19 protein-coding genes are annotated in these 24,723 nt (G+C 67.2%); 1 reads left to right on the top strand and 18 read right to left on the bottom strand.

From position 1 onward, the window contains the following. The first annotated feature begins 13 nt into the window (after window positions 1-13). Window positions 14-2,335, top strand: a complete 2,322-nt coding sequence (locus tag ACWYRN_RS22385; RefSeq protein WP_488689949.1) for a sensor histidine kinase — start codon at window positions 14-16, stop codon at window positions 2,333-2,335. Window positions 2,336-2,477: 142 nt separating this feature from the next. Here the strand turns inward: ACWYRN_RS22385 and ACWYRN_RS22380 are convergent, their stop codons facing one another. The 18 genes from ACWYRN_RS22380 to ACWYRN_RS22295 all read right to left on the bottom strand — a co-directional run bounded on the left by ACWYRN_RS22380 (window position 2,478) and on the right by ACWYRN_RS22295 (window position 24,722). After that, window positions 2,478-2,840 (bottom strand): response regulator, encoded by a 363-nt coding sequence (locus ACWYRN_RS22380; RefSeq protein WP_488689948.1) that lies wholly within the window; start codon window positions 2,838-2,840, stop codon window positions 2,478-2,480. Then, the gene (locus ACWYRN_RS22375) at window positions 2,833-4,410 is read right to left on the bottom strand and encodes a sensor histidine kinase (RefSeq protein WP_488689946.1); all 1,578 of its coding nucleotides are present in this window, start codon (window positions 4,408-4,410) and stop codon (window positions 2,833-2,835) included. The genes ACWYRN_RS22380 and ACWYRN_RS22375 overlap by 8 nt, the downstream gene beginning before the upstream one ends. 25 nt (window positions 4,411-4,435) lie before the next feature. Then, window positions 4,436-5,080, bottom strand: a complete 645-nt coding sequence (locus ACWYRN_RS22370; RefSeq protein WP_488689945.1) for a response regulator — start codon at window positions 5,078-5,080, stop codon at window positions 4,436-4,438. Between the two features lie 180 nt (window positions 5,081-5,260). Next, window positions 5,261-8,068: a hybrid sensor histidine kinase/response regulator gene (locus ACWYRN_RS22365; protein ID WP_488689944.1), complete on the bottom strand. Its 2,808-nt coding sequence runs from the start codon at window positions 8,066-8,068 to the stop codon at window positions 5,261-5,263. Window positions 8,069-8,149: 81 nt separating this feature from the next. Beyond that, window positions 8,150-8,671 (bottom strand): DUF6622 family protein, encoded by a 522-nt coding sequence (locus tag ACWYRN_RS22360; RefSeq protein ID WP_488689943.1) that lies wholly within the window; start codon window positions 8,669-8,671, stop codon window positions 8,150-8,152. Between the two features lie 120 nt (window positions 8,672-8,791). Continuing rightward, window positions 8,792-10,597, bottom strand: coding sequence for a glutathione-regulated potassium-efflux system protein KefC (kefC, locus tag ACWYRN_RS22355; RefSeq protein ID WP_488689942.1), 1,806 nt, complete (start codon window positions 10,595-10,597; stop codon window positions 8,792-8,794). Next, a complete protein-coding gene (gene kefF / locus ACWYRN_RS22350; protein WP_488689941.1) occupies window positions 10,587-11,141 on the bottom strand; it encodes a glutathione-regulated potassium-efflux system oxidoreductase KefF in 555 nt (184 codons plus the stop codon). Before kefF ends, kefC begins: the two co-directional genes overlap by 11 nt. A gap of 142 nt (window positions 11,142-11,283) precedes the next feature. After that, complete coding sequence (locus ACWYRN_RS22345; RefSeq protein WP_488689940.1) at window positions 11,284-11,787, bottom strand: porin family protein; 504 nt, start codon at window positions 11,785-11,787, stop codon at window positions 11,284-11,286. A gap of 207 nt (window positions 11,788-11,994) precedes the next feature. Continuing rightward, window positions 11,995-12,591: a PEP-CTERM sorting domain-containing protein gene (locus ACWYRN_RS22340; RefSeq protein WP_488689938.1), complete on the bottom strand. Its 597-nt coding sequence runs from the start codon at window positions 12,589-12,591 to the stop codon at window positions 11,995-11,997. A gap of 217 nt (window positions 12,592-12,808) precedes the next feature. After that, a complete protein-coding gene (locus ACWYRN_RS22335; protein ID WP_488689936.1) occupies window positions 12,809-13,330 on the bottom strand; it encodes a porin family protein in 522 nt (173 codons plus the stop codon). Between the two features lie 252 nt (window positions 13,331-13,582). Then, window positions 13,583-14,980 carry a dihydrolipoyl dehydrogenase gene (gene lpdA / locus ACWYRN_RS22330; protein WP_488689935.1) on the bottom strand — a complete coding sequence of 466 codons (1,398 nt, stop codon included), beginning with the start codon at window positions 14,978-14,980 and terminating at the stop codon, window positions 13,583-13,585. Window positions 14,981-14,984: 4 nt separating this feature from the next. Next, window positions 14,985-16,373 carry a dihydrolipoamide acetyltransferase family protein gene (locus tag ACWYRN_RS22325; protein ID WP_488689933.1) on the bottom strand — a complete coding sequence of 463 codons (1,389 nt, stop codon included), beginning with the start codon at window positions 16,371-16,373 and terminating at the stop codon, window positions 14,985-14,987. Next, window positions 16,374-17,381, bottom strand: a complete 1,008-nt coding sequence (locus ACWYRN_RS22320; RefSeq protein WP_488692866.1) for an alpha-ketoacid dehydrogenase subunit beta — start codon at window positions 17,379-17,381, stop codon at window positions 16,374-16,376. It abuts the gene before it with no gap. A 76-nt stretch (window positions 17,382-17,457) separates the two neighbouring features. Continuing rightward, on the bottom strand, window positions 17,458-18,690 hold the full coding sequence (locus ACWYRN_RS22315; protein ID WP_488689931.1) for a 3-methyl-2-oxobutanoate dehydrogenase (2-methylpropanoyl-transferring) subunit alpha: 1,233 nt from the start codon (window positions 18,688-18,690) through the stop codon (window positions 17,458-17,460). Between the two features lie 258 nt (window positions 18,691-18,948). Continuing rightward, window positions 18,949-19,929 carry an IS110 family RNA-guided transposase gene (locus tag ACWYRN_RS22310; protein ID WP_488688451.1) on the bottom strand — a complete coding sequence of 327 codons (981 nt, stop codon included), beginning with the start codon at window positions 19,927-19,929 and terminating at the stop codon, window positions 18,949-18,951. A 388-nt stretch (window positions 19,930-20,317) separates the two neighbouring features. Beyond that, on the bottom strand, window positions 20,318-21,697 hold the full coding sequence (locus ACWYRN_RS22305; protein WP_488689929.1) for an efflux transporter outer membrane subunit: 1,380 nt from the start codon (window positions 21,695-21,697) through the stop codon (window positions 20,318-20,320). Beyond that, on the bottom strand, window positions 21,694-23,028 hold the full coding sequence (locus tag ACWYRN_RS22300) for an HlyD family secretion protein (RefSeq protein ID WP_488689927.1): 1,335 nt from the start codon (window positions 23,026-23,028) through the stop codon (window positions 21,694-21,696). Before ACWYRN_RS22300 ends, ACWYRN_RS22305 begins: the two co-directional genes overlap by 4 nt. Window positions 23,029-23,048: 20 nt before the next feature. After that, a complete protein-coding gene (locus ACWYRN_RS22295; RefSeq protein ID WP_488689925.1) occupies window positions 23,049-24,722 on the bottom strand; it encodes an MFS transporter in 1,674 nt (557 codons plus the stop codon). Window position 24,723 lies beyond the last annotated feature (1 nt).

The following is a 24,723-nucleotide window of genomic DNA, read 5'->3' as shown; positions in this document are numbered from 1 at the left end:
CCAGAGGGCTGCCTTGCAACGCACATTCACGAGTTTCATTCCACGTGGCCTCGGCGCCCAGCTGGCGCTGGCCTTCTCGCTGCTGACCATCGTCCTCACGATCGCCCTGATCGCCGTGGTGGAGCGGCGCGCCATCGACCAGATCAAGGACCGCATCGGCCGCGGCCTGGCCGACCTGGCCGCCCAGACTTCCGACAAGCTCGAACGCGGCATGTTCGAGCGCTACCGCGAAGTGGCCCTGATCACTGCGCGCCCAGTGCTCACCACAGACGAGTACACGCCCGATCAACGGCGCCAGGCGCTCGAGCGGGTCCAGCGCAGCTACGACTATTACGAATGGATCGGACTCACCGACACCGAGGGCAAGGTGCTGGTTGCGGGCAACCGCCTGCTCGAAGGCGCCGACGTCTCGACGCGGCCCTGGTTCATCGAAGGCATGCGCGGCGGCTACGTCGGCGACGTGCACGAGGCGCTGCTGCTCGATAAACTGCTGCCCCCGCAGCCGGACAAGGCGCCGCGCCGCTTCGTCGACGTCGCCTTCCCGTACGCCGACGCAAACGGCAAGGTGCGTGGCGTGCTCGGGGCCCACCTGTCGTGGAACTGGGCGCGCGACGTCGAGCGTTCGGTGGTCGGCTCGGCCGACCGCGAAAGCGACACCCAGACCCTGATCCTGAGCAGCACCGGGCGCGTGTTGCTCGGCCCGCGCGAACTGATGGACACCACGCTGGCCCTGGACAGCTTCCGCAACGCCAGCCCGACCCAGCGCGGCAGTTTCACGGTCGAGCGCTGGCCCGACGGCAAGGACTACGTAGTCGGCTTCCAGAAGGGCAGCGGCTATGCCAGCTATCCCGGCCTGGGCTGGGTGGTGCTGGTGCGCCAGCAGGTCGACACCGCCTGGCTGCCGCTGCACGACATGCGCCGCCATGCGCTGTTCAGCGGCCTGCTGCTGGCCCTGCTGTTCTCGCTGGTTGGCGTGGCGCTGGCGCGCCGCATCACCTACCCGCTCAAGCAGCTGGCGGCGACCGCCGGAGAATTGCGGGATGGCGGCGCCGTGCAGATCGCCAGCGGCGGCCCCTACGAGGAAGTCAAGGCGCTGAGCAGCTCGCTGAACCTGCTGGTGCAGGACCTGGACGAGCGCCGGCGCCAGCTGCAGCAGCTGAACGGCACCCTGGAGCAGCTGGTCGAGTCGCGCACCGTGGAGCTGCGGCGCGCGCTGGAAACCGTGCAGGGCAGCGAAGCGCGCATCCGCGCCATCGTCGACACCGCCCAGGACGCCTTTATCGGCGTCGACCTCAAGGGCTGCATCAGCGAATGGAACCCGCAGGCCGAGCAGATGCTGGGCTGGCGCCGCGCCGAGGCGCTGGGGCGGCGCCTCGAAGACCTGGACCTGGCCGACCCGCTGCGCGCCAGCGACAGCGATGCCTTGCCCCAGCTGCTGGCCTCGAACCGCCAGGGCGCCCTCGACCGCCGCGTGGAACGCGTGGTGACCGACCGCCACGGGGCCGAGATCCCGGTCGAGATGAGCACCAGCCTCACGGGCGAGGGCGAGACCACCATGCTCAGCATCTTCCTGCGCGACATCACCGAGCGCAAGCGCATCGACCGCGCCAAGAACGAGTTCGTCGGCACCGTGTCGCACGAGTTGCGCACGCCGCTGACCTCGATCCGCGCCTCGCTGTCGCTGCTGGCCGACGGCGCCATGGGCGAACTCACGCCCGACGTGAAGGAGCTGATCGACATCTGCTACAACAACTGCATCCGCCTGAACCGCCTGGTCGACGACATGCTCGACATCCAGAAGATCGAGGCCGGCATGATGTCCTTCGTGCCGGTGACCCAGCCGGTGCTGCCGCTGGCGCGCGAGGCGATCCGCACCATGCAGGGCATGGCCACCGCGAACGACGTCTCGCTGGTGCTCGACACCGGGGCCGACGCCGACGAAGCCGTGGCCGCGATCGACTACGACCGCATGACGCAGGTGATGACGAACCTGCTGTCGAATGCGATCAAGGTGGCGCCGCGCGGCAGCGCCGTGATCCTGCACGTGATCGCCCAGGCGCACGGCGCGCGCCTGTCGGTGGCCGACCGCGGCCCCGGCATCCGTCCCGAGCTGCGCGAGCGCGTGTTCCAGCCCTTCGTGCAGATCGGGCAGAAGGACGGCGGCAAGCCGCGCACCGGCGGTACCGGCCTCGGCCTGGCGATCTGCAAGCGCATCGTCGAGGAACACGGCGGCACGATCTCGATCACCGACGCGCCGGGCGGCGGCACCGTGTTCCACGTGACGCTGCCGCGCGAGGTGGCGCCGAGCGTCGTCAAACCCACGGCCACGGTCTGACGGCGCCGTCACCGTCGCTGATGGGCAGGTTGCGCGTGCGCCGGCATGGCATCCGCCGCTCGCATGCAAGGCGTCGATGCGCCATGGCCGGCTTCGATCCCCTTCCACCGGTTCTGGAGCGATGTCGGCATCCGGCGCCGGTTCAGGCCAGCAGCGCGCCGACAGCATCCTGCAGCTCGCGCGGGCTGAAGGGCTTGGCCATGTAGTCGTCGGCGCCGGCAGCCTTGCCGGCCGCCACGTCGGCTGCCTGCACGAAGGCCGACAGCAGCAGGATGCGGATGTCGCCCGTCGCCGGGTCGCTTTTTAGCGCCCGGCACAGTTCCAGGCCGTTTTCCTCGCCCAGCGACACGTCGAGCACGATCACGCGCGGGCGTTCGGCGGCGATGCGCGCCATCATTTCATCGCCCGAGCCGGCCACCGCCACCTTGCCCAGGGTTTGCAGGGTGAGGCGGATCAGGAGCCGCAGTTCGGGCTGGTCGTCGACGACAAGGATGGATTCAGGCATGGGGCAGGGCGGCGGCGGCCGGCAAGGTCAGGGTGATGTCGGTTCCGCGTCCCAGGGTCGAGGCGACCTCGACGCCGGCATTGTGCAGCTGCAGCGTTTCGCGGAAGATGGCCAGGCCCAGCCCCGTGCTTTCGGGGCGGGCGTCGGGCTTGGCGCGGTAAAAGGCGTCGAACATGGCAGCCTGCTGCTCTTCGCTCATGCCGATGCCGCTGTCGCTGATGCGCAGCAGCACGGTGCCGACCGCGGCGTCCGGCCCGCGCCAGGCGCGTACCGTCACCGGCGTGCCGGGCGCCGAATACACCAGGCTGTTGTTCAGCACGTGGGCCAGGGCGGCGCCCAGCTTGTGCGGATCGGCCGCGACCGGCGGCAGGTCGGGCTCCAGCGCGAGCGCGATGCGCGCATTCTGGCCCAGCGGTTCGACCGTGTTCAGGGCTTCGCAGAGGATGGCCTCGATGCGCTGCGGTCCGATCTGCAGCACGGCCGGCCCGCCGGACTTCAGGCGCGCCAGTTCCAGCACCTGGGTCACCAGGGCCGACAGGTGGCCGGCCTGGCGGTGCACGATGTCGAGCAGTTCGCGCGCGGTGGCGGCGTCGAAGTCGCGTTTCAGCAGCAGTTCCGAAAAACCGATGATGCTGGCCAGCGGCGTGCGCAGCTCGTGCGCGGCCATCTTGAAGAAGCGGCTGCGCTGTTCGCCGGCCGCGCGCAGGCGCCGCCTTTCCTCCAGGCGCGCAGCCATGTCGCGCACGATGGCGGCGTAGCGGCGGTGGCCGCCCAGGTGCATCACGCCCGTCGAGATCTCGAGTGGGAAGGTGCCACCGTCGGCGCGCCGGCCGGTGGCTTCGCGCACGCAGACCGCGCCCTCGGGCAGGCAGCGCACCAGGTCGGGCACGGCTTCGACCAGCAGCCATTGCAGGTTGCGGCCCACCAGTTGCTGCGCGGGCGCGCCGAACATGCGCTCGGCCGCCGGGTTCACCGACAGCACATTCGCCGACTCGTCGAGCATCAGCACGGTTTCAGGCAGGTGATCGAGCAGGGTCCGCAGCCAGGTTTCGCTGTCGCGCTGCTGGCGCAGAGCGCGCTGCAGCGCGTCGCTGGCGAATTCGGACGTCACCAGCGCCGCCAGGTCGCGCAGCAGCATGCGGTCGGCGTCGCTGAAGCTGCGCGGGCGATGGTCGAGCACGCACAGGGTGCCGACGCGGCTGCCGCAGGGCGCGGCCAGCGGCAGGCCGGCATAGAAACGCAGTTGCAGCGGCCCGGTGATGACCGGATTGTCGGCGAAACGCGGGTCGGCGGCCGTATCCTCGATCACGAAGACGTCGTCCTGCAGGATGGTATGGCCGCAGAACGTGGCCACGCGCGGAATTTCCTGGTCCTGCACCCCGATGCGCGACTTGAACCACAGGCGTTCGGCGTCGAGCAGGCCGACCATCGCCATCGGCACGCCGAACAGGCGCGTCGCCAGGCGCGTGATGCGTTCGAAGCGCTCCTCGGGCGCCGTGTCGAGCAGCTTCAGGTCGACCAGCGCCTGCAGGCGGCTGGCTTCGTCTTCTGGCAGTAAAGGCTGGAGCATGGCATTGAAGGGCGTGGTGTCCCGCTCAGGTAGCGTCCGCGCGCATGTCCAGCGCATTCTCGACCGCTGCGCGCAGCTGGGCGAAGGGCACCGGCTTCGGGAACACCGGGATGTCGGCGGGCAGGCCCATCGAGGCGATGGTCGTGCGGTCCAGGCCGCTGACGACGATGATCGCCATCTGGCCATAGCCGGCTTCGCCGCGCAGGGTGCGGATCATGCGGAAGCCGTCCATGCCCGGCATGCTCAAGTCGCTCACCAATAGGTCGGGGCGCTGTTCGCCGATGCGGATCAGGGCCTCGAAGCCGTCGTGGGCCTTGACCACCTCGAGCGGCAGGTTCCAGCCCGACAGCTCCAGTTCGTACAGGCGCAGCAGGGTGCGGTCGTCGTCGACCAGCAGGACTTTCTTGCGGCCCGGCTTTCCCGGTTCCGGCGTGGCCGGGGGCGCCGCCGGCGCGGTAGCCTCGTGGCGTTCGTTGACCAGCTTGTTCACCGAGGCCATCGTGATGCGGCGGTGGCCACCGGCGGTCTTCCAGGCTTGCAGGGCGCCGTTCTCGACCCACAGCTGCACCGTGCGGTGCGATACGCCGAGCAAGCGGGCGGCATCTTTGGTGGAGCAGAACTCGGCGGCGTTGTAGGCCGGGCCGCGGGCTTCTTCTTCAGGTTTCAACATAGATATGAATTCTTGGGGCCGCACGGGCTTCTGTCAAGGCAGCGGGCGCGGTCCGGGTGCGGCGCCTGGCCCGCGGACGCAGGCGCGAAGGGGATCATGCTACACCAGCGCCGGTTTTGAGGCCGTCTGGGCGCCGGCTGGGGTGCGTGTATTTATGGAAGGCGAGATCAGGGTGCGCATTCATGGAACCGCCTTGACGCCGTCGATCACGGCAACCAGGGCGCGCAGGTCCACCGGCTTGACGAAATGGTGGTCGAAACCGGCGCTGCGCGAGAGCACGCGGTCGTGGGCCTGGCCGTAACCGGTCAGGGCCAGGTAGAGGGCGGGGCGGCCGTCCTGCAGGGCGCGTAGGCGCCGCACCAGTTCGTAGCCGTCGATGTCGGGCAGGCCAATGTCGAGCACGAACACCTGCGGCCAGTCGCGTCCGGCCAGGTCCAGGGCCTCGCGCGAGGAGGCGGCGCTGGCCACCTCGTGGCCGCAGGCGCGCAGCACCTCGGTCAGCGACTCGGCGGCATCGATGTTGTCGTCGACGACCAGGATGCGGACCTGGCCGGTGGCGCCGGCGCCAGGCAGGGCCGCGGACATCGCCGCGACCGGGGCGCCGGCTTGCGCCAGCGGCAGCGTCACGCTGAAGCGGCTGCCCTGGCCGAGGCCTGCGCTGGCCGCGTGCACGCTGCCGCCATGCAGCTGCACCAGGCTTTTCACCAGCGCCAGGCCCAGGCCCAGGCCGCCCTGGGAACGGTCCGGCGTGCGCTCGGCCTGGGTGAACAGATCGAACACCTGGGGCAGCACGTCGGGTGCGATGCCGATGCCGTTGTCGCGCACCGAGACCGTCACCCGGCTATCCGTGCGCGCCACCTGCAGGGCGATGCGCCCGCCCTGCGGCGTGTACTTGGCGGCGTTGTTCAGCAGATTCGACACCACCTGCACCAGGCGCGTGCGGTCACCGTCGACCCAGCCGCCGGCATCCTGCTGCAGTTCCAGCGTGTGGCGGCGCGCCTCGATCAGCGGACGCGCCTGTTCCGCGGCGCCGGCCACCACCGCGCCGATGTCGACCAGGGCTCGGTCGAGCTGTACCAGGCCGCGCGTAACGCGCGACACGTCGAGCAGGTCGTCGACCAGTTCGGTCATGTGGCGCACCTGGCGCGCGATGATCTCGCTCGACTGGCGCAGGCGCCGTTCGTCCAGCCCCGGCATGCCGAGCAGCTGGGCGGCGTTGCTGATCGGCGCCAGCGGGTTGCGCAGTTCGTGCGCCAGCATCGCCAGGAATTCGTCCTTGCGCCGGGCCTGGGCGCGCAGCTCGGCTTCGCCGGTCTTCTGCGCGTGGATGTCGGTCAGGGTGCCCATCCAGTCGGTCACCTTGCCCCTGGGGTCGGCGAAGGGCTGGGCGCGGCTCAGCACCCAGCGGTAGTCGCCGCTGGCATGGCGCAGGCGGTGTTCGAACTCGAAGGGCACGCCGGCGTCGATGCTGCGCTGCCATGCGCTGCGCAAGGCCTCGCGGTCCTCGGGGTGGATGGCGGCGCGCCAGGCGCCTTCCTGCAGCGCCGCGGCATCCAGGCCGGTGAATTCCTGCCAGCGCTCGTTGAAATAATAGACGCCGCTGTCGACGTGGGTCGACCACACCATTTGCGGGATCACGTTGGCGATGGCGCGGAAGCGGCGTTCGCTTTCCTTGAGCGCCTTTTCGGCCGCCACCTGGGGCGTGATGTCCATGTGGGCGGCCACCGCGCCAAGCAATGCGCCGTCGGCGCCGCGCAGGGCGGCGGCGCGCACCAGCACCGTGCGGCGCAGGCCCGGGATGCCAAAGGGTTCGATCTCGAACACGCCGGCATCGGTGTCGCGTCCGGCCAGCACGCGCGCCACCGGCCAGTCGGCGGCGGCCAGCGGCTGCCCGGCCAGCGGGCCGTCGATGTGCCAGCCGCGCCAGACGCCGTATTCGTCGACCGACCGGGTGTCGGGATAATGGCCCCAGATCGCCTGGTTGGCGGCGTTCGCCACCAGCAGGCGGCCGTTCGGGTCGACGTAGAAGATGCCGACCGGCGCCGATTCCAGCAGCACGTCGAGGCGGCGGCGGTCGCTTTCGGCCTGCGCCTCGCTGGCGCGCAGCGCTTCGGCCTGCGCCTTGCGCTCGCTGATGTCGACCGCGATGCCGGCGAAGCGGCGCGTGCCGTCGGCCGGGTCGGTGAACACCTTGCCGCGCGCATTCACCCACACGTCCAGGCCAGAGCGCTGCGGGATGCGGTACTCGACGTCGTACAGGGTGCGGGTCTCGATGGCGTGCGCGATCGCGGCCAGCACGCGCGGGCGTTCTTCGGGGTGGATCATGTCGGTGAAGCGGTTCAGTTCCGTGCCTTCGCGCGCCAGCGCGGCCTCGACCTGGAACAGGCGCGCGAAGCGCTCGTCGACGTGGGTGGCGCCGGTGTCGAGCTCGTAGCTCCAGGTGCCGATGTTGCCCGAGGCCTCGAGCGAAAGCGCGAGACGCTCCTCGGCATCCTTGTGGCGCGCCAGTGCACGCATCTTGTCGGTCATCTCGACCACGGTGCAGATCAGGCCGCGCACCGCGCCCAGCTCGTCGCGCAGGGGGCTGAAGGAAAAGGTGAACCAGGCCTGCTCGGAGTAGCCGTGGCGCTCCAGCATGACCGCCCGGTTCTCGAAAAAGAAGGATTCGCCGGCCAGCACGCGCCGGATAGTCGGTTCCAGTTCGTGCCAGACCTCGTGCCAGACTTCGGGGTGGGGCGCGCCGAGCGCGGTCGGCGCCTTGTTGCCGAGCATCGGCAGGTAGGCGTCGTTGAAGAACAGGGTCAGGTCCTCGCCCCAGGCCAGGAAGGTCGGGAAGGCCGAGCCGAGCACGATGGACAGGCCGGTGCGCAACACGGGCGGCCAGCCGGACACCGGCCCGAGCGCATGCCCGGACCAGTCCATGTCCCGGATACGTTCACCCATGGCGCCGCCGTTGTCCAGGAACGCATGCTGGCTGTTGCTGTTCACGGCTGCCTTTGAATGAAAACTTGCATTGTACACATAGTTGAGGGCGCGAACGCGCCTGGCTGTGCGCCCTGGCCCCCTGGTTCAGGCGGTAACGATGTCGCCTTTCGTCATGCTGCCGCCGGTTGCCCGGGCATCCAGCACATCGCGCAGCAGGCGCCCGAAGAACCAGCCATTCGCAGCGCCCATCAGCGCGCATGCCACACTAGTAACGGCAGCGCTGTGCAACAGCGCCGGCGCCGTCACCAGCATCACCGTGGTCGCATACTTGACCATGAAGATCAGCAGCATCAGCAATAGCGGCATGACGCTGCCACCCACGCGCACCCGGCCTGGCGCCGTGCCCATCGCAATCCGGCTGCCGCCACGCGACCACATCACCCACATCGTCGCCGCCACGGCCAGGCCCCAGGCGCTCAGCGGCAACCCGTCGAGCCCGAACTTGCGCGCGATATCGAGCAAGGCGACCGGCAGCATGATGCCAGGAATGATGAACAGCTTCCTGGGCGTCGTCTCGCGCTCGCGCAGGGCAATCACGCCGCGCGTGACGACCAGGGCCAGGATCAGCCAGACGTAGGCAGGGGTATGGGTCAGCAGGTGGTTCATGGCAGGCTCCGCGAAGGGGTTAAGTTGCAGCCACTGTGCCAGCATCCCGACGCGGCCACCTGCCCATGCGACGGAACGACTACCCACGGCGCCAACTGCAGCCCAGCGACGCCAGTTGTTTCAGTCCCAGCCCTGGTCGGTCTCGTTGTCGATATTCTTCAGGTCGCGCGCGAACATGGCGTTCAGTTCGTCGCGCGCCCGCTTGGCCATCGAGACATACTGCTCGCGGTCCTTGTAGTAAGGGTAGACGGCGTCCACGCTGTTCTTGTTGTGCTCGCGGAACTTGAGCATGGCTTCGCGTGCGCGGTAGGCGCCGAAGCCCAGCTGGGACAGGGCGCGCCGCCCGAGCTGCAGGGCCGATTCGAAGGTCTCGCGCTCGACGATGGTGACGCCGCGGTCCATCAGCTGGTACATGTGGGTCACGTTGCGGGCCCGCGCCAGGATCGGCAAATCGGGGAAGTGCTCGCGCACGGCGTCGGCCAGGGCCAGGCTGTCGTCGATGTCGTCGATGGCCAGCACCAGGGCGCGTGCCTTGGCGGCGCCGGCGGCGGTCAACAGGTCGATGCGGGTCGCGTCGCCATAGAACACCTTGAAGCCGAAGCGGCGCAGCAGTTCGATCTGGTCCGGGTCGTGATCGAGGATCGTCAGTTTGACGCGGTTGGCGTTCAGCAGGCGGCCGATGATCTGGCCGAAGCGGCCGAAGCCGGCGATGATCACGTGGCCCTCGTTGTCGTCGATGGCGTCGGGTTCGCGCTTGTTCTGGCCGCGGTAGCGCGGTTCCAGCACCTTGTCGTGGAACAGCAGCAGTAGCGGCGTGGAGACCATCGATAGCGCCACCACGGCCACCAGCAGCGAGCCGGTCTCGGGGGCGAACACGCGCGCCGTGGCGGCCGCGCCGAACACGACAAAGGCGAACTCGCCGCCCTGCGACAGCAAAATGGCGAACAGCCAGCGCTGGCCGCGTGCGATGCCGAAGCGGAACGAGAGCAGGAACAGCACCGTCAACTTGATGGCCAGGAAGCCCAGCACCAGGCCGAGGATGATCATTGGCTTCGCCAGGAACACGCCGAAGTCGACCGACATGCCGACCGCGATGAAGAACAGCCCGAGCAGCAGGCCCTTGAACGGTTCGAGGTCGGTTTCCAGCGCGTGCCGGTATTCGGAGTCGGCCAGCAGGACGCCGGCCATGAAGGCGCCCAGGGCCATCGACATGCCGACCCATTGCATCAAGAGCGAAATGGCGATCACCAGCAGCAGGGCAAAGGCGGTGAAAATCTCGCGCATGCCGGCCCTGGCGATGATGCGCAGGGCGGGGCGCACCAGGTAGCGCCCGCCAATCACCACGCCGGCAATCACCGCCGCCAGGCGCGCCGCGTTCTGCCAGCCGCCGGCATGGGCACTGTCTGCCACCGCCACGCCCAGCACCGGCACCAGGGCGATCATCGGGATCGCGGCGATGTCCTGGAACAGCAGCAGGGCAAAGCCGGCCTGGCCGGCCGGGGTGCCCATCAGGTTGCGCTCGCCCAGCGTGGCCAGCGCGATCGCGGTCGACGACAGCGACAGGCCGAGCGCGGCGATCAGGGCCACGCGCCAGTCGACGCCGACCAGCAGCGCCGCGCCGAACAGGGCCGCGGCCACCAGCAGCACCTGGGCCGTGCCCCAGCCGAAAATCTGGCGCCGCAAGGACCACAGGCGGCTCGGTTCGAGCTCCAGGCCGATCAGGAACAGCAGCAGCACCACGCCGAATTCCGAGAAATGCAGGATGGTCTCGACGTCGCCGATCAGCTTCAGGCCCCAGGGCCCGATCGCCATCCCGGCCAGCAGATAGCCGAGCACCGCGCCCAGGCCGAGGCGCTTGGCGAGCGGCACCGCGACCACGGCGGCGGCCAGGTAGATCAGGGCATTCGTCAGCAGGCTATGCTCCATGACGATCTCCCCGCAGCCAGGCTTCGAGACGGGACCGGAAGGCGGCCACGTGGACCTCGACCGCTTCCTCGTTTGCGCTGTTTGCGCCATGCAGGATGTGCGGCGCCAGCCAGTGCATGCCGCACAGCGCGGCGGTCTGGCGGAAAGGCGGCAGGAAAGCGTCGAAGGGGTGGCCGTGGCGTTCGCCGGCCGCATAGGCGTCGGGCCCGCTGCCGGTGGTCAGGGCCAGCAAATAGCCTTTGCCCTGCAGCGCCGTGGCGCCGGGGCCGTAGGCCCAGCCCGGCTGCAACACGGCGTCGACCCATTCCTTCAGCAGCGAAGGCATGCTGTACCAGCGCAGCGGGTGCAGGAAGACGACCAGCTCGGCCTGCTCGGCCAGCGCCTGCTCGTGCGCCACGTCGATGAAGAAGTCGGGGTAGGTTTCGTAGAGGTCGTGCAGCAGCACGCCGTCGATGGCGCGCGCGGCGTCGGCCAGGCGGCGGTTGATGCGCGAGCGGTGCGGCGCCGGATGGGCGTAGAGCACCAGGATGCGGTGGTTCGGCATGGTGGCTGAGTAGTGATGTTGTACGAATTGTACAAGCAGGCCGCCCGCCGCGCCGGTCATCCATACGGGCATAAAAAAACCGGGCTGCACAGGCAGCCCGGTTTCGTCGTTGCTTCCGGCTTAGCGCCGGAACAAGCGTGATTTAGAAGGCGAAAGCGACGCCGGCCACCAGCTTGGTGACATCGCTGTCAGGCTTTTGCACTTCCAGGCGGCCGGTGACGACCGGGGTGAAGGAGTAGCCCAGGCCCATGCCGTACAGGGCGTTCTGCGAGTGGTCCTTGAGCTTTTCGCCGTCGAACTTGGCTTCGCCATTCAGGCGGTTGTAGCCGATGCGGCCGTACAGGCTGAAGCCGTTCGACAGCGGGACGCTGCCGATCAGCGACACGTCGATCTGGTCGAGGGTGGTGTCGGCGCGGTAGCCGCCCAGGTTGACATCGGTGTCGGCCAGGCGGTGGTAGCCGCCTTCGACCGCGAGGTTTTCGTTCAGCTTGTAGCCGACGAAGGCGCCGTAGCCGCCCTTGTCGTCGAAGCCTTCGACCTTGGTCGAGGACACGTCGACACCGGCGTAGAACGGGGTCTGTGGTGCGGCGATGGAGACGGACGATGCGGCGACGAGGGCTGCTGCGACTGCGATTTTCTTGAACATGGTAATGCCTTTTCTTGCGGTAAAACGGAAAGGGCCGAAACGCCATGTTTCGGCCGGGGCCGGATTATCGCACGAACATGCTTTTCTTGCTGGCAACGCTAAATTTTGTGTTTTCGAATCGCTCGGAAGCAAGCGTATCGATGGGCAATGCTGGCCATAAACGAACAAAGGCGCCCAAGGCGCCATTGCGGGAAAACTTGATACAGATCAGGCAGTTGCGGCGCCAAGCGCCTTGGCAGCGCGGCGGCGGCGGTTGGCAAAGCCCATGAGCATGGCGCCGCCTCCCAGCAGCAGGGCAGTCGCTGGCTCAGGTACTTCGCCTGCGACTTCCGCCGGCGTGTAGTCGAAGGTGATGGTGCCGAAGTTCCAGCGGCCATCCGGGTTCACGCCGAAGTCGTCGAAGTCTTCGAAGAATTCGAGGCGCAGGATGCCGTCGACGCCGACATTGAAGGCCAGGCCGAACTCCGTCAGGTCAGCCGAGTCGGCAAAGCTGCCGGTACCGGAAAAGAGCAGGCCCACTCCCGGGTTGAAGAAGACGCCTTCCGTGCCTTTCGAGTTAGTGAACGCCAGGCCGAGTTCGTCCAGCCAGCTTGGGCGGTAAGCGGTGACGTTGATGTCGTAGCTGATGCCGGTGACCAGCGAATTGGCCCCGATATCGTAAGTCAGGACGGTATTACCCGGGTCGCCGATTTCACCGACGCTGTCGATGTTGTTCAGATTGACGACCAACGGCACAGCAAAGACCGAGGTGGAAGCAAGCAGGGACAAGCTGACGAACAGGGCTTTCAGGGAACGCAGTGACATGGGAATCTCCGGTTAGGTTGAGCCCTGCGTGTGAGCAATTAGCATGCCAATATGTAAATATTTATTTATGTCATTGATTTCTAAGCGGAAAATTAACCTAACGAAATCTTGTGCGAATGCAATCGTAAAGATTTCCGACAATCACCATGCATAAAAAAACCCGGACCGTCGAAGGTCCGGGTTTTCAGGGGAATCCGGCCGGGCCGGAACCGCAAGATCAGAAGTTGAAGCCCACGCCAACCGCCACCTTGGTGATGTCGCTATGCGGCTTCTGCACTTCCAGGCGGCCGACGATCTGCGGGTTGAAGGTGTACGACAAACCGGCGCCGTACAGGACCTTGTCTTCCGAATCCGATTCCGACACGCGGACGTTGCCGGCGCTGGCCGATGCCTTGATCTTCAGGTGGTTGTAGCCCAGGCGGCCATACACGCCGAAGCCATTGCTCAGCGGCAGGGTGCCGATCAGCGACACGTCGGTCTGGTCGAACTTGGCCTTGGCGCGCGCGTCCAGGTCCCAGTAATAGAGGTCGGCTTCGGCCAGGCGGTGCCAGCCGGCTTCGATGGCGAAGTTCGGGCTCAGGTTGTAGCCGATGAAGACGCCGCCGCCGCCTTCGCGGTCTGCGCCTTCGATCTTGGTCGAGGAAGCGTCGACGCCGGCATACCATTGCGGCATTTGCTGGGCGAAGACGGACGAGGAAGCGACGACGAGGGCTGCTGCGGCTGCGATTTTCTTGAACATGATGATGGCTTTCTCACAAATCGGAAATCAGGCGGCACTCGGTGCCGCCATGCGTTTATCGCATTTGTCTTGCGTTTTGATAAACCAGGACAAACGGTATTGACGTTATGCCACATTCTGGTGCACTCAGACCACACATTCGGCAAGAAATGTCGTACTAAAACGACACTATGGTTGGAATACTAATAAAAAGGGGACGAAGGATAGCAATCCCCGTCCCCGCAGTCCGTGTTCGGACTTCCAGCCCTGCTATCAGATGTGCAAGGCGTGCCCCAGCGCGCGTAAGGCCGCTTCCTGCACCGCTTCACCCAGGGTAGGGTGGGCGTGGATGGTGCCGGCGATGTCTTCCAGCGTGGCGCCCAGCTCGATCGACTGCCCGAACGCGGCGGAAAGTTCCGAGACAGCGCGTCCCACCGCCTGCCAGCCGACGATCAGGTGGTTGTCGCGCCGTGCCACCACGCGGACAAAACCGTCCGTCGACTCGATGGTCATGGCGCGGCCGTTCGCGGCGAACGGGAAGTTGGCGCTGATGACGTCCAGCCCCGCCTTCTCGGCTTCACCCGGCGACAAGCCCACCACCACCACTTCCGGGTCGGTGAAGCACACCGCCGGAATCGCGTTCGGCGTGAAGTGGCGGCGCTTGCCCGCGATGATCTCGGCCACCATTTCGCCCTGCGCCATGGCGCGGTGCGCCAGCATCGGTTCGCCGGCCAGGTCGCCGATGGCCCAGACGTTGCGCATCGAGGTGCGGCACTGGTCGTCGATCTTCACGGCGCGCCCGTTCATGTCGAGCTGCAGCGATTCCAGCCCCCAGCCGCCGGTGCGCGGACGGCGGCCCACGGCCACCAGCACGCGGTCGCAGGACAGCAGGGTTTCCTCGCCGTTCGCTTCGCGCACGCGCACGCCGTTGCCGCCGGCGTTCAGGCCGAGCACCGAGGTGCCCAGGCGCAGGTCGATGCCGAGGCGCTTGATCGCCGCGCCCACCGGTTTCGTGAGTTCGGCGTCGTAGGCCGGCAGGAGGCGGTCGGCCGCTTCCACCACCGTCACTTCGGCGCCGAGTTTACGGTAAGCCGTGCCGAGTTCCAGGCCGATGTAACCGGCGCCGACCACCACCAGCTGCTGCGGGATGGTCTCGGGCGAGAGCGCCTCGGTCGACGAGACCACCATGCCGCCATAGGGCATGAAGGGCAATTCGACGGCCTCGGAGCCGGCTGCCAGCAGCAGGTGCTCGCAGCGGATGCGCACCAGCTCGCCATCGGCCTGTTTCACTTCGACCGTCTTGCCGTCGAGGATGCGTGCGAAGCCGTTGATCACCTGCACGTCGTTTTTCTTGAGCAGGGCGCCGACGCCGCCGGTCAGGCGCTTCACGATACCGTCTTTCCAGGCTACGGTGCGGCCCAGGTCGATGCTGGGCGCGCTGGCCGAGATGCCGATGGCCGAGCCGCTGGCGTAGTGCTGGGCCTTGTCGAATTCCTCGGCGGCGTGGATCAGGGCTTTCGAGGGGATGCAGCCGATGTTCAGGCAGGTGCCGCCCAGCTGGGCGCCCTCGACCACGATGGTCTTGATGCCGAGCTGGCCGGCGCGGATGGCGGCAACATAGCCGCCGGGGCCGCCGCCGATCACCAGCAGATTGGTAGAGATAGTGTTCACTGCTTTACTCCACGAACAGGGTTGCAGGGCACTCGAGGTAGCCGCGGATGGTCTGGATGAACTCCGCCGCCACCATGCCGTCGATCACGCGGTGGTCGAACGAGGACGACAGGTTCATGGTCTTGCGCGCCACCATGGCGCCGTTCAGGATGACCGGCTTGTCGATGATGCGGTTGACGCCGACGATCGCCACTTCCGGCCGGTTGATGACCGGCGTGGTGACGATGCCGCCAAGGGCCCCGAGGCTGGTGATGGTGATGGTCGAGCCGGAGAGCTCCTCGCGCAGGGCCTTGCCGCTGCGCGCTGCTTCGGCCAGGCGCGCCACTTCGGCGGCCGCCGACCATGGGTCGCGCGCTTCGGCGTTGCGCACCACCGGCACCATCAAGCCGGCATCGGTCTGGGCGGCGATGCCCAGGTGGACGGCGTTGTAGGTGGTGACGATGTTCGCGTCGTCGTCGAAGCGGGCGTTCACCGACGGGTAGCGGCGGATCGCCAGCACCACGGCGCGCATGATCAGCGGCAGCAGGGTCAGTTTCGGGCGCTGGCCGGCGTAGCGGGTGTTCAGCTGCACGCGCAGGGCTTCGAGTTCGGTGACGTCGATTTCTTCCACGTAGGTGAAGTGCGGGATGCGGCGCTTCGCTTCGGCCATCTTCTCGGCGATCTTGCGGCGCATGCCAATCACCGGCATGGCTTGTTCGCCTTCGAGCACGGCGTAGCGGCGGTCGCCTTCGGCCGCCTTGCGCTGGCCGCGCGCCACGTGGGCGTCGAGGTCGGCGTGCTGGATACGGCCGGCCGGGCCGGTGCCGGTCACGTACTGCAGCTCGATGCCCATGTCCCAGGCGCGCTGGCGCACGGCCGGTGCGGCCAGCGGCTTTTCGCCGGCGGCGCGTCCGTGGTGCGATGGCGCCGAGGCTTGACCACCGGCCTGCGTATAAGCCGGCGTGGCTGGGCGCTGCGGCGCGGCCTGGGCCGGCGCCGCCGTTGCTTCGCTGGTGACCGTGGTGACCACGGTTTCCGGTTGCGCGACGGTGATCGGGATGAATTCGTCGACCGTGTCGCTGCTGCCGCCCGATGCTTTGCTTGTGGACGTATGCTGGCGCGCCGCCGTGGCGGTGTTCGCCGAGGCGGATTCGCCGCTGTGGTTGCCCGCGCCTTCGACTTCGAGGCGGATCAGTTCCGCGCCGACGGCCATCGCTTCGCCCAGCTTGCCGCCGAGCGAAGTGACGGTGCCGTTCACCGGCGACGGGATTTCGACGGTGGCCTTGTCGGTCATGACGTCGGCCAGCACCTGGTCTTCCTTGACCGTGTCGCCCGGCTTGACGTGCCAGGCGACGACTTCGACTTCGGCGATGCCTTCGCCGAGGTCAGGCATCTTGATAACGTGAATACCCATTTATTTCGCCTCCATCGCACGTTTGAACGCGGCGCCGACACGGTCGGGGCCGGGGAAGTACGCCCATTCCTGCGCGTGCGGGTAGGGGGTATCCCATCCGGTGACGCGCTCGATCGGGGCTTCCAGGTGATAGAAGCAGTGTTCTTGTACCAGTGCCGCCAGTTCGGCGCCGAAGCCGGACGTGCGGGTGGCTTCATGCACGACCACGCAGCGGCCGGTCTTTTTCACCGATTCGACGATGGTGTCGAGGTCCAGCGGCCACAGGGTGCGCAGGTCGATGATCTCGGCGTCGACGCCGCTTTCCAGCGCCGCCGCCTCCGACACCCAGACCATGGTGCCGTAGGTGATCACGGTGAGATCGTTGCCCGGCCTGAAGATCGCCGCCTTGTCCAGCGGGACGGTGTAGTAACCCTCGGGGACTTCGCCCATCGGGTGCTTGGCCCAGGACACGACCGGACGGTCGTGGTGGCCATCGAAGGGGCCGTTGTACAGGCGCTTGGGTTCCAGGAAGATCACCGGATCGTCGTTCTCGATGGCGGCGATCAAGAGGCCCTTCGCATCATACGGGTTCGACGGCATCACGGTGCGCAGGCCGCACACGTGGGTGAACAGCGCTTCCGGGCTCTGGCTGTGGGTCTGGCCGCCGTAAATGCCGCCGCCGCAAGGCATGCGGATGGTCAGCGGGGCGGTGAAATCGCCGGCCGAGCGGTAGCGCAGGCGCGCCGCTTCCGAGACGATCTGGTCCGACGCCGGATAGAAGTAATCGGCGAACTGGATCTCGACCACCGGGCGCAGGCCGTAGGCGCCCATGCCGACCGCGGTACCGACGATGCCGCCTTCGGAAATCGGCGCGTCGAATACGCGCTGCTTGCCGTACTTGACCTGCAAACCGTCGGTGACGCGGAACACGCCGCCGAAGTAGCCGACGTCCTGGCCGTAGACGACCACGTTGTCGTCGCGGCCCAGCATCACGTCCATGGCCGAACGCAGGGCCTGGATCATGGTCATTTGCGAGGTGGCGCTTTTTACGCCGTCGCTCGCCTGGTCTTGTTCGACCGTGTTGTTGTCGCTATCGCGTGCCATCTCACACCCCCAGTTGTTGACGTTGGCGGCGCAGGTGTTCCGGCATGTCCTTGTAGACATCCTCGAACATCGAAGCCGCGCTCGGGACGCGGCCGTCGGCCAGCGTGCCGTATTGCTCCGCCTGCTTTTGCGCGGCCAGCACCTCGGCTTCGAGGTCGGCCTGGACGCGCTCGTGCTCTTCATCCGACCAGGCGCCGATTTTCGTCAGGTGCTGGCGCAGGCGGGCGATCGGGTCGCCGAGCGGGAAGCGGGTCCAGTCGTCTGCCGGGCGGTAGCGCGACGGATCGTCGGAGGTGGAGTGCGGGCCGGCGCGGTAGGTGACCCATTCGATCAGCGTCGGTCCGAGGTTGCGGCGGGCGCGTTCGGCGGCCCAGCACGAAGCCGCGTACACGGCCAGGAAGTCGTTGCCGTCCACGCGCAAGCTGGCGATACCCGCGCCCACGCCGCGTGCGGCGAAGGTCACGCTTTCGCCGCCGGCGATCGCCTGGAAGGTCGAGATCGCCCACTGGTTGTTGACGACGTTGATGATGCACGGCGCCCGGTAGACGTGGGCGAAGGTCAGGGCGGTGTGGAAGTCGGATTCGGCGGTGGCGCCGTCGCCGATCCAGGCCGAGGCGATTTTCGTGTCGCCCTTGATGGCGGACGCCATGGCCCAGCCGACCGCCTGCGGCACCTGCGTGGCCAGGTTACCGGAGATCGAGAAGAAACCCTTGTCCTTGACCGAGTACATGACCGGCAGCTGGCGGCCCTTCATCGGGTCGCGCTCGTTCGAGAGCAGCTGGCAGATCATGTCGACCATCGGGTATTCGCGCGCCATCAGCAGGCTTTGCTGGCGGTAGGTCGGGAAGCACATGTCGCCGTCCTTTAGGGCGAGCGAATGCGCGGTGCCGATGGCTTCCTCGCCGAGCGAGGTCATGTAGAAGGACATTTTCTTCTGGCGCTGGCCGATGACCATGCGCGCATCGAAGATGCGGGTCTTCATCATCGTGCGCAGGCCGAAGCGCAGCTGGTCGACACCGATGTCGGGCGCCCACGGGCCGACGGCATTGCCGTCTTCGTCGAGGACGCGGATGAGGGACGACACGAGGTCGGCGGTGTCGCCGAACGCGGTATCGACTTCGGGACGGCGGACTTCGCCTGCCCTGGACAACTGGAGATACGAAAAATCAGTCTTGCAACCCGGACGGCCGGTTGGCTCCGGGACGTGCAGCGACAGAGGATTACCCTGGCTCATAATACGCTTTCCCTTTGTAAGGTGATGTGCGGCAGGCGGGAATGATAAATCCTGCAAGAGCGCGCACGAGCATTGCGTGAAAGTATTTTCGTGCTGCTTTGCAGCATTTATTGAGTGAAATAATGCGCGGACGGCGTGAGTGCGTGCCTGATCATTGCGCATGTCGACGCAACCCGGACCGTACTACGCGGTGGAAACTGGCAACGCGACATCGGCCAAATGTGCCGCTGTTCGCTTTTGTAGATACCGTCTTACCCGTCAAGCCCTACATGCAAATTTTGGGTCGTAGGGCTTGCCGGAGTGGATGACACCAAAACACAGGTGTGCCAGCTTGCGCATAGCGGCTCCAATTGCGGCCATCGCGGTTTTACCTTTGGCGAGCAGTCGCTCATTCAGCGCCTTAATATGCGGATTACAGCGTGTTGCCACGACGGCAGGCATGTACAGCACTTTGCGTAAGTAAGCAGGGCCGGCTTTCGACATATGCGGCCGGCCACGTACCGAAGATCCTGACTCCCATACAACTGGCACGAGCCCCAGATAGGCTGCCAGCTGCTCGGCGCTCTCAAACGTTCGACCAGCAAATAACGTCGTCATATGGGTCGAAACACGAGGACCGACACCAGGTATCGTTTCGAGTAGTTCTTTCTTGTTGCGCAGGTCCGGGTCGTCATTGATGTGCTTGGCAATCATCTTTTCCAACCGCTTCAGTTCGGCCTGCAGAAAAGCGATTGATTCTGCAATAGAGGCGCTTACAGCTTCTGGTACCGAGCTAAAGTCGTTTGCTTCCTTGCGATTGCGTTCGCGCTGTAGATCGTCGGCGACTGCATCACGGCGCGCCAGCAGGGCTTTGAGGTGACGTGCTGACGGCGATGGTGGCTGCCATGGTGCAGGATTTTGGGCCATGCCGAAGCGAGCCAGCACCGCACTGTCTTGCTTATCGGTCTTGTTCTTCACCCCCAGTCCTTGCGCGAAAGCGCGCAGCTGAGCTGGATTAACCAGCGATACGACCAGTCCAGCATCGGCCAGGGCCAATGCAGCGGCTTCGTGATACATCCCTGTCGGCTCCATCACCACGTGTGGATTGGACGCCTTCTTTTCGTTCAGCCAGTCAAGCAACTCCACAAAGCCAGCAGCTGTATTTGGAATATTACTCTTCGACTTGAGCTTGCCGGTCTCGCTATCGAGCAGCATGCAGTCAAGGTTTTTCTTGGCAACGTCTACACCTAGATAAAACATAAATTCTCCTTGCGTCCTCGATCAACACACCCACTCTCCTTGTGCATACAGGGTCATTGCCCTTGGCTACCGTCCAGTGTTTGGCATGGTGTGGGAACGAGGTGAAGGGCTTGATCTACCTTCCAAGGTCGAGCCTTAAGGGTGGGCCCAAGCTGGTCTTCACCTCTGCTGGCAGTAGCTAACCACCAACTCGGTCAAGATACAAGGGTGGGCACCTGTGCCCACGCGGTACGGCTGGTGCGCTCACGCTACGTTACCGGAACGCCCGGCAACCCGGCCAGGATGGCTTCTATTGGTGCCTTTAAGCACGACAGCGTGGGCACAGGTGCCCACCCTACAACCCCGAAAAGCGACCAGGCTCCGCCTCCGGGGTGTCCGCATCAGGCCGTCAACCCGACGACCACCCGCCACCCAGCGCCCGATACAAGCCGATCAGGTTTTCGATTTGTGTGCGCCGCAGCGTAACCATCGCCAGCTCCACCTGGTACAAATTGCGCTGCGCATCCAATTCCTCGAGATACGAGGCATATCCGGCCTGGAAACGGTCGCGCGCATACCCCAGCGAGCGCGTCAGGATCTCGCGCCGCCGCATCGCATGCCCCACCTGCTCCTGCAAACGCGGCACCCCGGCGAGTGCATTCTCGACTTCGGAAAACGCGGTCAGCACCGTGCGCCGGTAAGCAAACGCGGCCTGGTCGCGCACCGAGGCCGAGGCCGCGTACTGCGCCTGCAGCCGTCCGCCCGAGAACAGCGGCGCCAGCACGCTGCCGCCGATGCTCCAGACGCTCACCGGGTCGTAGTCGAGCGAACTGGTGAGAATGCTGCCCAGCTGCGCGCTCAGGCTCACCTGCGGCAGGAAGGCCTGGCGGCGCAGGGCCAGGCCTTCGTCGGCGGCCGCCAGCAGCAGGGCGCGCTGGGCCACGTCGGGCCGGCGCGCCAGCAGCTGCGAGGGCAGGGCGGCCGGCACCGTGGGCAGGGTCAGGTCCTCGAAGGCCTTGCCGCGCTCCACCGTGCCGGGCAGTTCGCCGGCCAGCAGGCGCACCGCGTTTTCCTGGCGCCGCATGGCCAGTTCGAGTTCGGGAATCGATTGCTGCACCGCCTCGTACTCGGATTGGGCCTGGGTCAGCTGCAGCTGCGAGATATAGCCCACGCGCGCCTGGTCGCTCGCCAGGCGCAGCGCCTCGGCGCGCGAGGCCACCGTCTCGCGCGTGATGCGCAACTGGGCGTCGATCGCCAGCAGGGCGATGTAGTTCTGCGCGGTGGTCGCCGCCACCGTCAGGGCAGCCGCGTCGCGCTCGGCCTGGGTCGCGCGGAACTGCAGCGCGCTGGCGCGGATCTGGGTGCGGATGCGTCCGAACAGATCGGGCTCCCAGTTGGCCTGCAGCGAAGGCTGGACCGAGCGCGCCGTGCTGATGCCGGTCGCCTGCAGTGCGCGCCCCGCTTGCAGCCCGATGGCGCCGTTCAGCGCCGGCAGGCGGGCCGCCTCGGCCAGTTCGGCCTGGGCGCGCGCTTCGTCCACCCGGGCCACGGCGATCAGCACGTCGCTGTTGCGCACCAGGGCCGCGCCGACCAGGCGGTTGAGTTCCGGATCGCCGAAGGCAATCCACCATTGCGGATCGACGTTCCCGCTGCCATCGATCGGTTCGCGCCAGTCCTCCGGCGGCGCGACGCTGGCCAGCGGCGGCGCCGGACGCCAGGCCGGCGCGCAGCCGGCCAGGATGCCGACGCCAACGATCGCCAGCGCGGTATTGAAGGTACGCCGCTTCATCGCGCCGTCCCCGCTGCAGGCTGGGCGGCGGGCCGGGCGGCAGCCGGGCCGGCCGGGCGGCCGGCTTCGCGCGGCTGGGCGCCGGTATCGACTTCGGCCGTCACCGACATGCCGGGGCGCAGGCGCCTGGCCAGCTCCTGGCCGGGGTCGATGGCAATGCGGATGGGCAGGCGCTGCACCACTTTCGTGAAGTTGCCGGAAGCATTGTCAGGGCGCAGCACGCTGAACTCCGAGCCGGTGGCCGGCGCGATCTGTTCCACGTGGCCGGTGAGCGCCGCGCCCTCGAAGGCGTCGACCGTGAAGCGCGCCGGCTGGCCGATGCGCATGCGCCAGGTTTGCCCTTCCTTGAAGTTGGCCACCACCCACAGCTGGTCCGGCACCAGGAACAGCAGCTGCGAGCCGGCCGTCACGTACTGCCCGCGCCGTACGGTCGCCTCGCTCACCTGGCCGTCGCGCGGCGCCGTGACCACGGTGTTGGCGAGGTCGATCTTCGCCAGGGCCAGCTGCGCCTCGGCCATGCTCACTTGCGCTTCCAGGCCGCCGCGCGCCACAAGCGTGGACTTCACGCGCTGCTGGGCGATGTCGATGTCGGCCTGCGCCTTGAGCACGTTGGCGGCGGCCAGGCGCGCCGTGGTGCGCACGCGGTCGCGTTCGTTGAGCGACACCGAGCCGCGCTCGGCCAGCTCGTCGACCCGGCCCTGCTCGGCCTGGGCACGGGCGCGCTCGGCCTCCACCGCCGCCAAATTGGCGCGCGCCGCGCCCACCGAGGCCGTGTTCTGGGCCTGGGTCTGCTCGGCATTGTTCAGCTGGGCCACGGCGTTGGCCAGCTGGCCCTCGGCCTGGCGCACGCGCTCGGCGTAGATGCGGTCGTCGATGCGCAGCAGTTCCTGGCCCGCCTTGACGTACTGGAAGTCCTTGACCAGCACCTCGGTGACGTAGCCATTGACCTGGGGCGAGAGCACGGTGACGGCGCCGCGCACGTAGGCGTTGTCGGTGCTCATGCGGGTACTGTTGAAGGGGCCGATGTGCCAGGCCCACATGATGAGGGCGATGCCGACCGCGGCCACCGTGATCATGATGCCGATCGCGGCCGGGGTGGCGCGGATCTTCTTCGGCGGCAGCTCAGGGGCTGGCGGCGGCGCCGATGCCGGTGCTGCCGCTGGAGAAGCGGGAGCCGCCGGCGCCGCGCCTGCCGCGTACGGACTGGGCGGCGGGTCGGCGGCCGGCGTGGTGGCGGCTGGCGGCTGGGCGTCGTTGGCGTCGCCGGGCGGCGGTGGATTGGCTGCGGCTTCTTCGGTTTCTTCGCGGGTCGGATGGATCGGAGTATTCATGCGCAAGACTCATGCCTGACTCAGGCCTTGGAGGCGCCTTGCGGCGCCGGATTGGGGGAAGCGCTTGCCGCGGCTGCGCGGCGGTTGCGCAGCGCGGCGCGGATCGCCACGAACAGCGACCAGAACAGGAAGGCCATGGCCAGGATGCCCGACAGCGCGAACACGTCGTTAAAGGCGCGCACGTTGGCTTCGCGGCGCGCGATCTGGGCCAGCAGGGCCGTGCCCTGGGCCGCGCGCAGCACCGGGTCGGTGACCAGGGCGCGGTACACGCCCTGCTGCTGTTGCAGGCGCGTGGCCACCTGCGGGTCGGCCGGATTGATGTCGGCCGTCAGTTCGCTCGAATACACCTGCTCGCGGTGCAGCTGGTAAGTGGAGAGCAGGGCCGAGCCGGTCATGGCGCCGAGGGACTGGGTCATCGACAGCACCACGGTAAACGTCACCACGTAGTTCGGCCCGAACTTCAGCGCCTGGGTGATGCCGAGCAGGACCAGCGGCCCCATGAACATGCCGCTGCCCAGGGCCACCAGGAACTGGCTGAGGTAAAAGTCCTGCGGACGGTCGAGGCTGGTGCGGCCGTAGTCGAGCAGCGCCGCCACGCCGAACAGGACGATGGCGGCGATCAGCTGGGCGATCAGGGTCTTTGGACTGAAGGTCAGGGCGCTGGCCAGCATGCCGGCGACCGTCCCGGCAAGGATCACCACGAACAGCGGCTGCATCTGGTCCGGGCCCATGCCGAGGGTGCGCAGCAGGCCCACCGCGCCGAAGGTCTGCTCGGAGGTGAGAAAGCGGATCAGGAAAGCGCCGATGATGAAGCGCAGGATGTTCGGCGTGACCAGCCAGCGCGTCTGCAGCAGCGGATTCTCGCGGTGGTGCTCGACGTACAGGGCTGCCAGGATCAGCACCAGGGCGCCCATCAGCAGCCAGGCCAGCCAGGCTTCGTCGAACCACCAGTGCGAATAGCCCTGGGCCAGCACCGCCACCAGCATCGCCGCGCCCGGCGCCATGAGGGCGAAGCTGATGAAGTCCTTTTTCTCGAAGACCTTGATGTGGATGCCGGGCGGGAGTTTCAGCACCACCACCGCCGCCAGCGAACACAGGGCCAGCCCCGCCTCGAACAGGTACAGGTTGTGCCACTGGCCATACACCAGCAGGGTCGGCGACAGCAGCCAGGCCAGCGGCGTGGCCAGCTGCGGGATGCCGACGCCGAGCACCACCATCTTGCCGGTATAGGCGCGCGGTGCGGCCTGCAGCATGTACAGCATCGACAGCGTGGTGGCGGTGCCGGCGGCAAAGCCGCTGGCGGCGCGCACCACCACCGCCATCGCGAAGCCGCCCACCACCAGGTGCAGCAGGGTGACGGCGGCGTACAGGCCGAGGCCGATCTCGGCGAACAGGCGCAGCCCGTACTGCTGGCGGAATTTGAAGACCAGCATGTTCACCGTGATGTTGACCATCACGTAGGCCGCCGGCAGCCAGGCGCCTTCCGACGGCGTCAGCCCGAGCTGGCCCTGGATCGTGGCCAGGTTGGCCGTCACCAGGGCGTTCCCGAGGCCGCCCGTGATCCCGACCAGCAGCGCAACGCAGGCATAGGCCACGCGCACCGCGGGCGTATGGTAGGGCATCGAGGCCGAGCCGGGCAGGGTCGGCTTTTCGTGCTCTTCCCAGTCCGGCGTCGGTTTCAGCAAAACCGCCATG

The sequence above is a fragment of the Massilia sp. BAP21 genome, from assembly GCF_057801335.1.
This window is presented reverse-complemented; position numbering and strand designations above follow the sequence as displayed.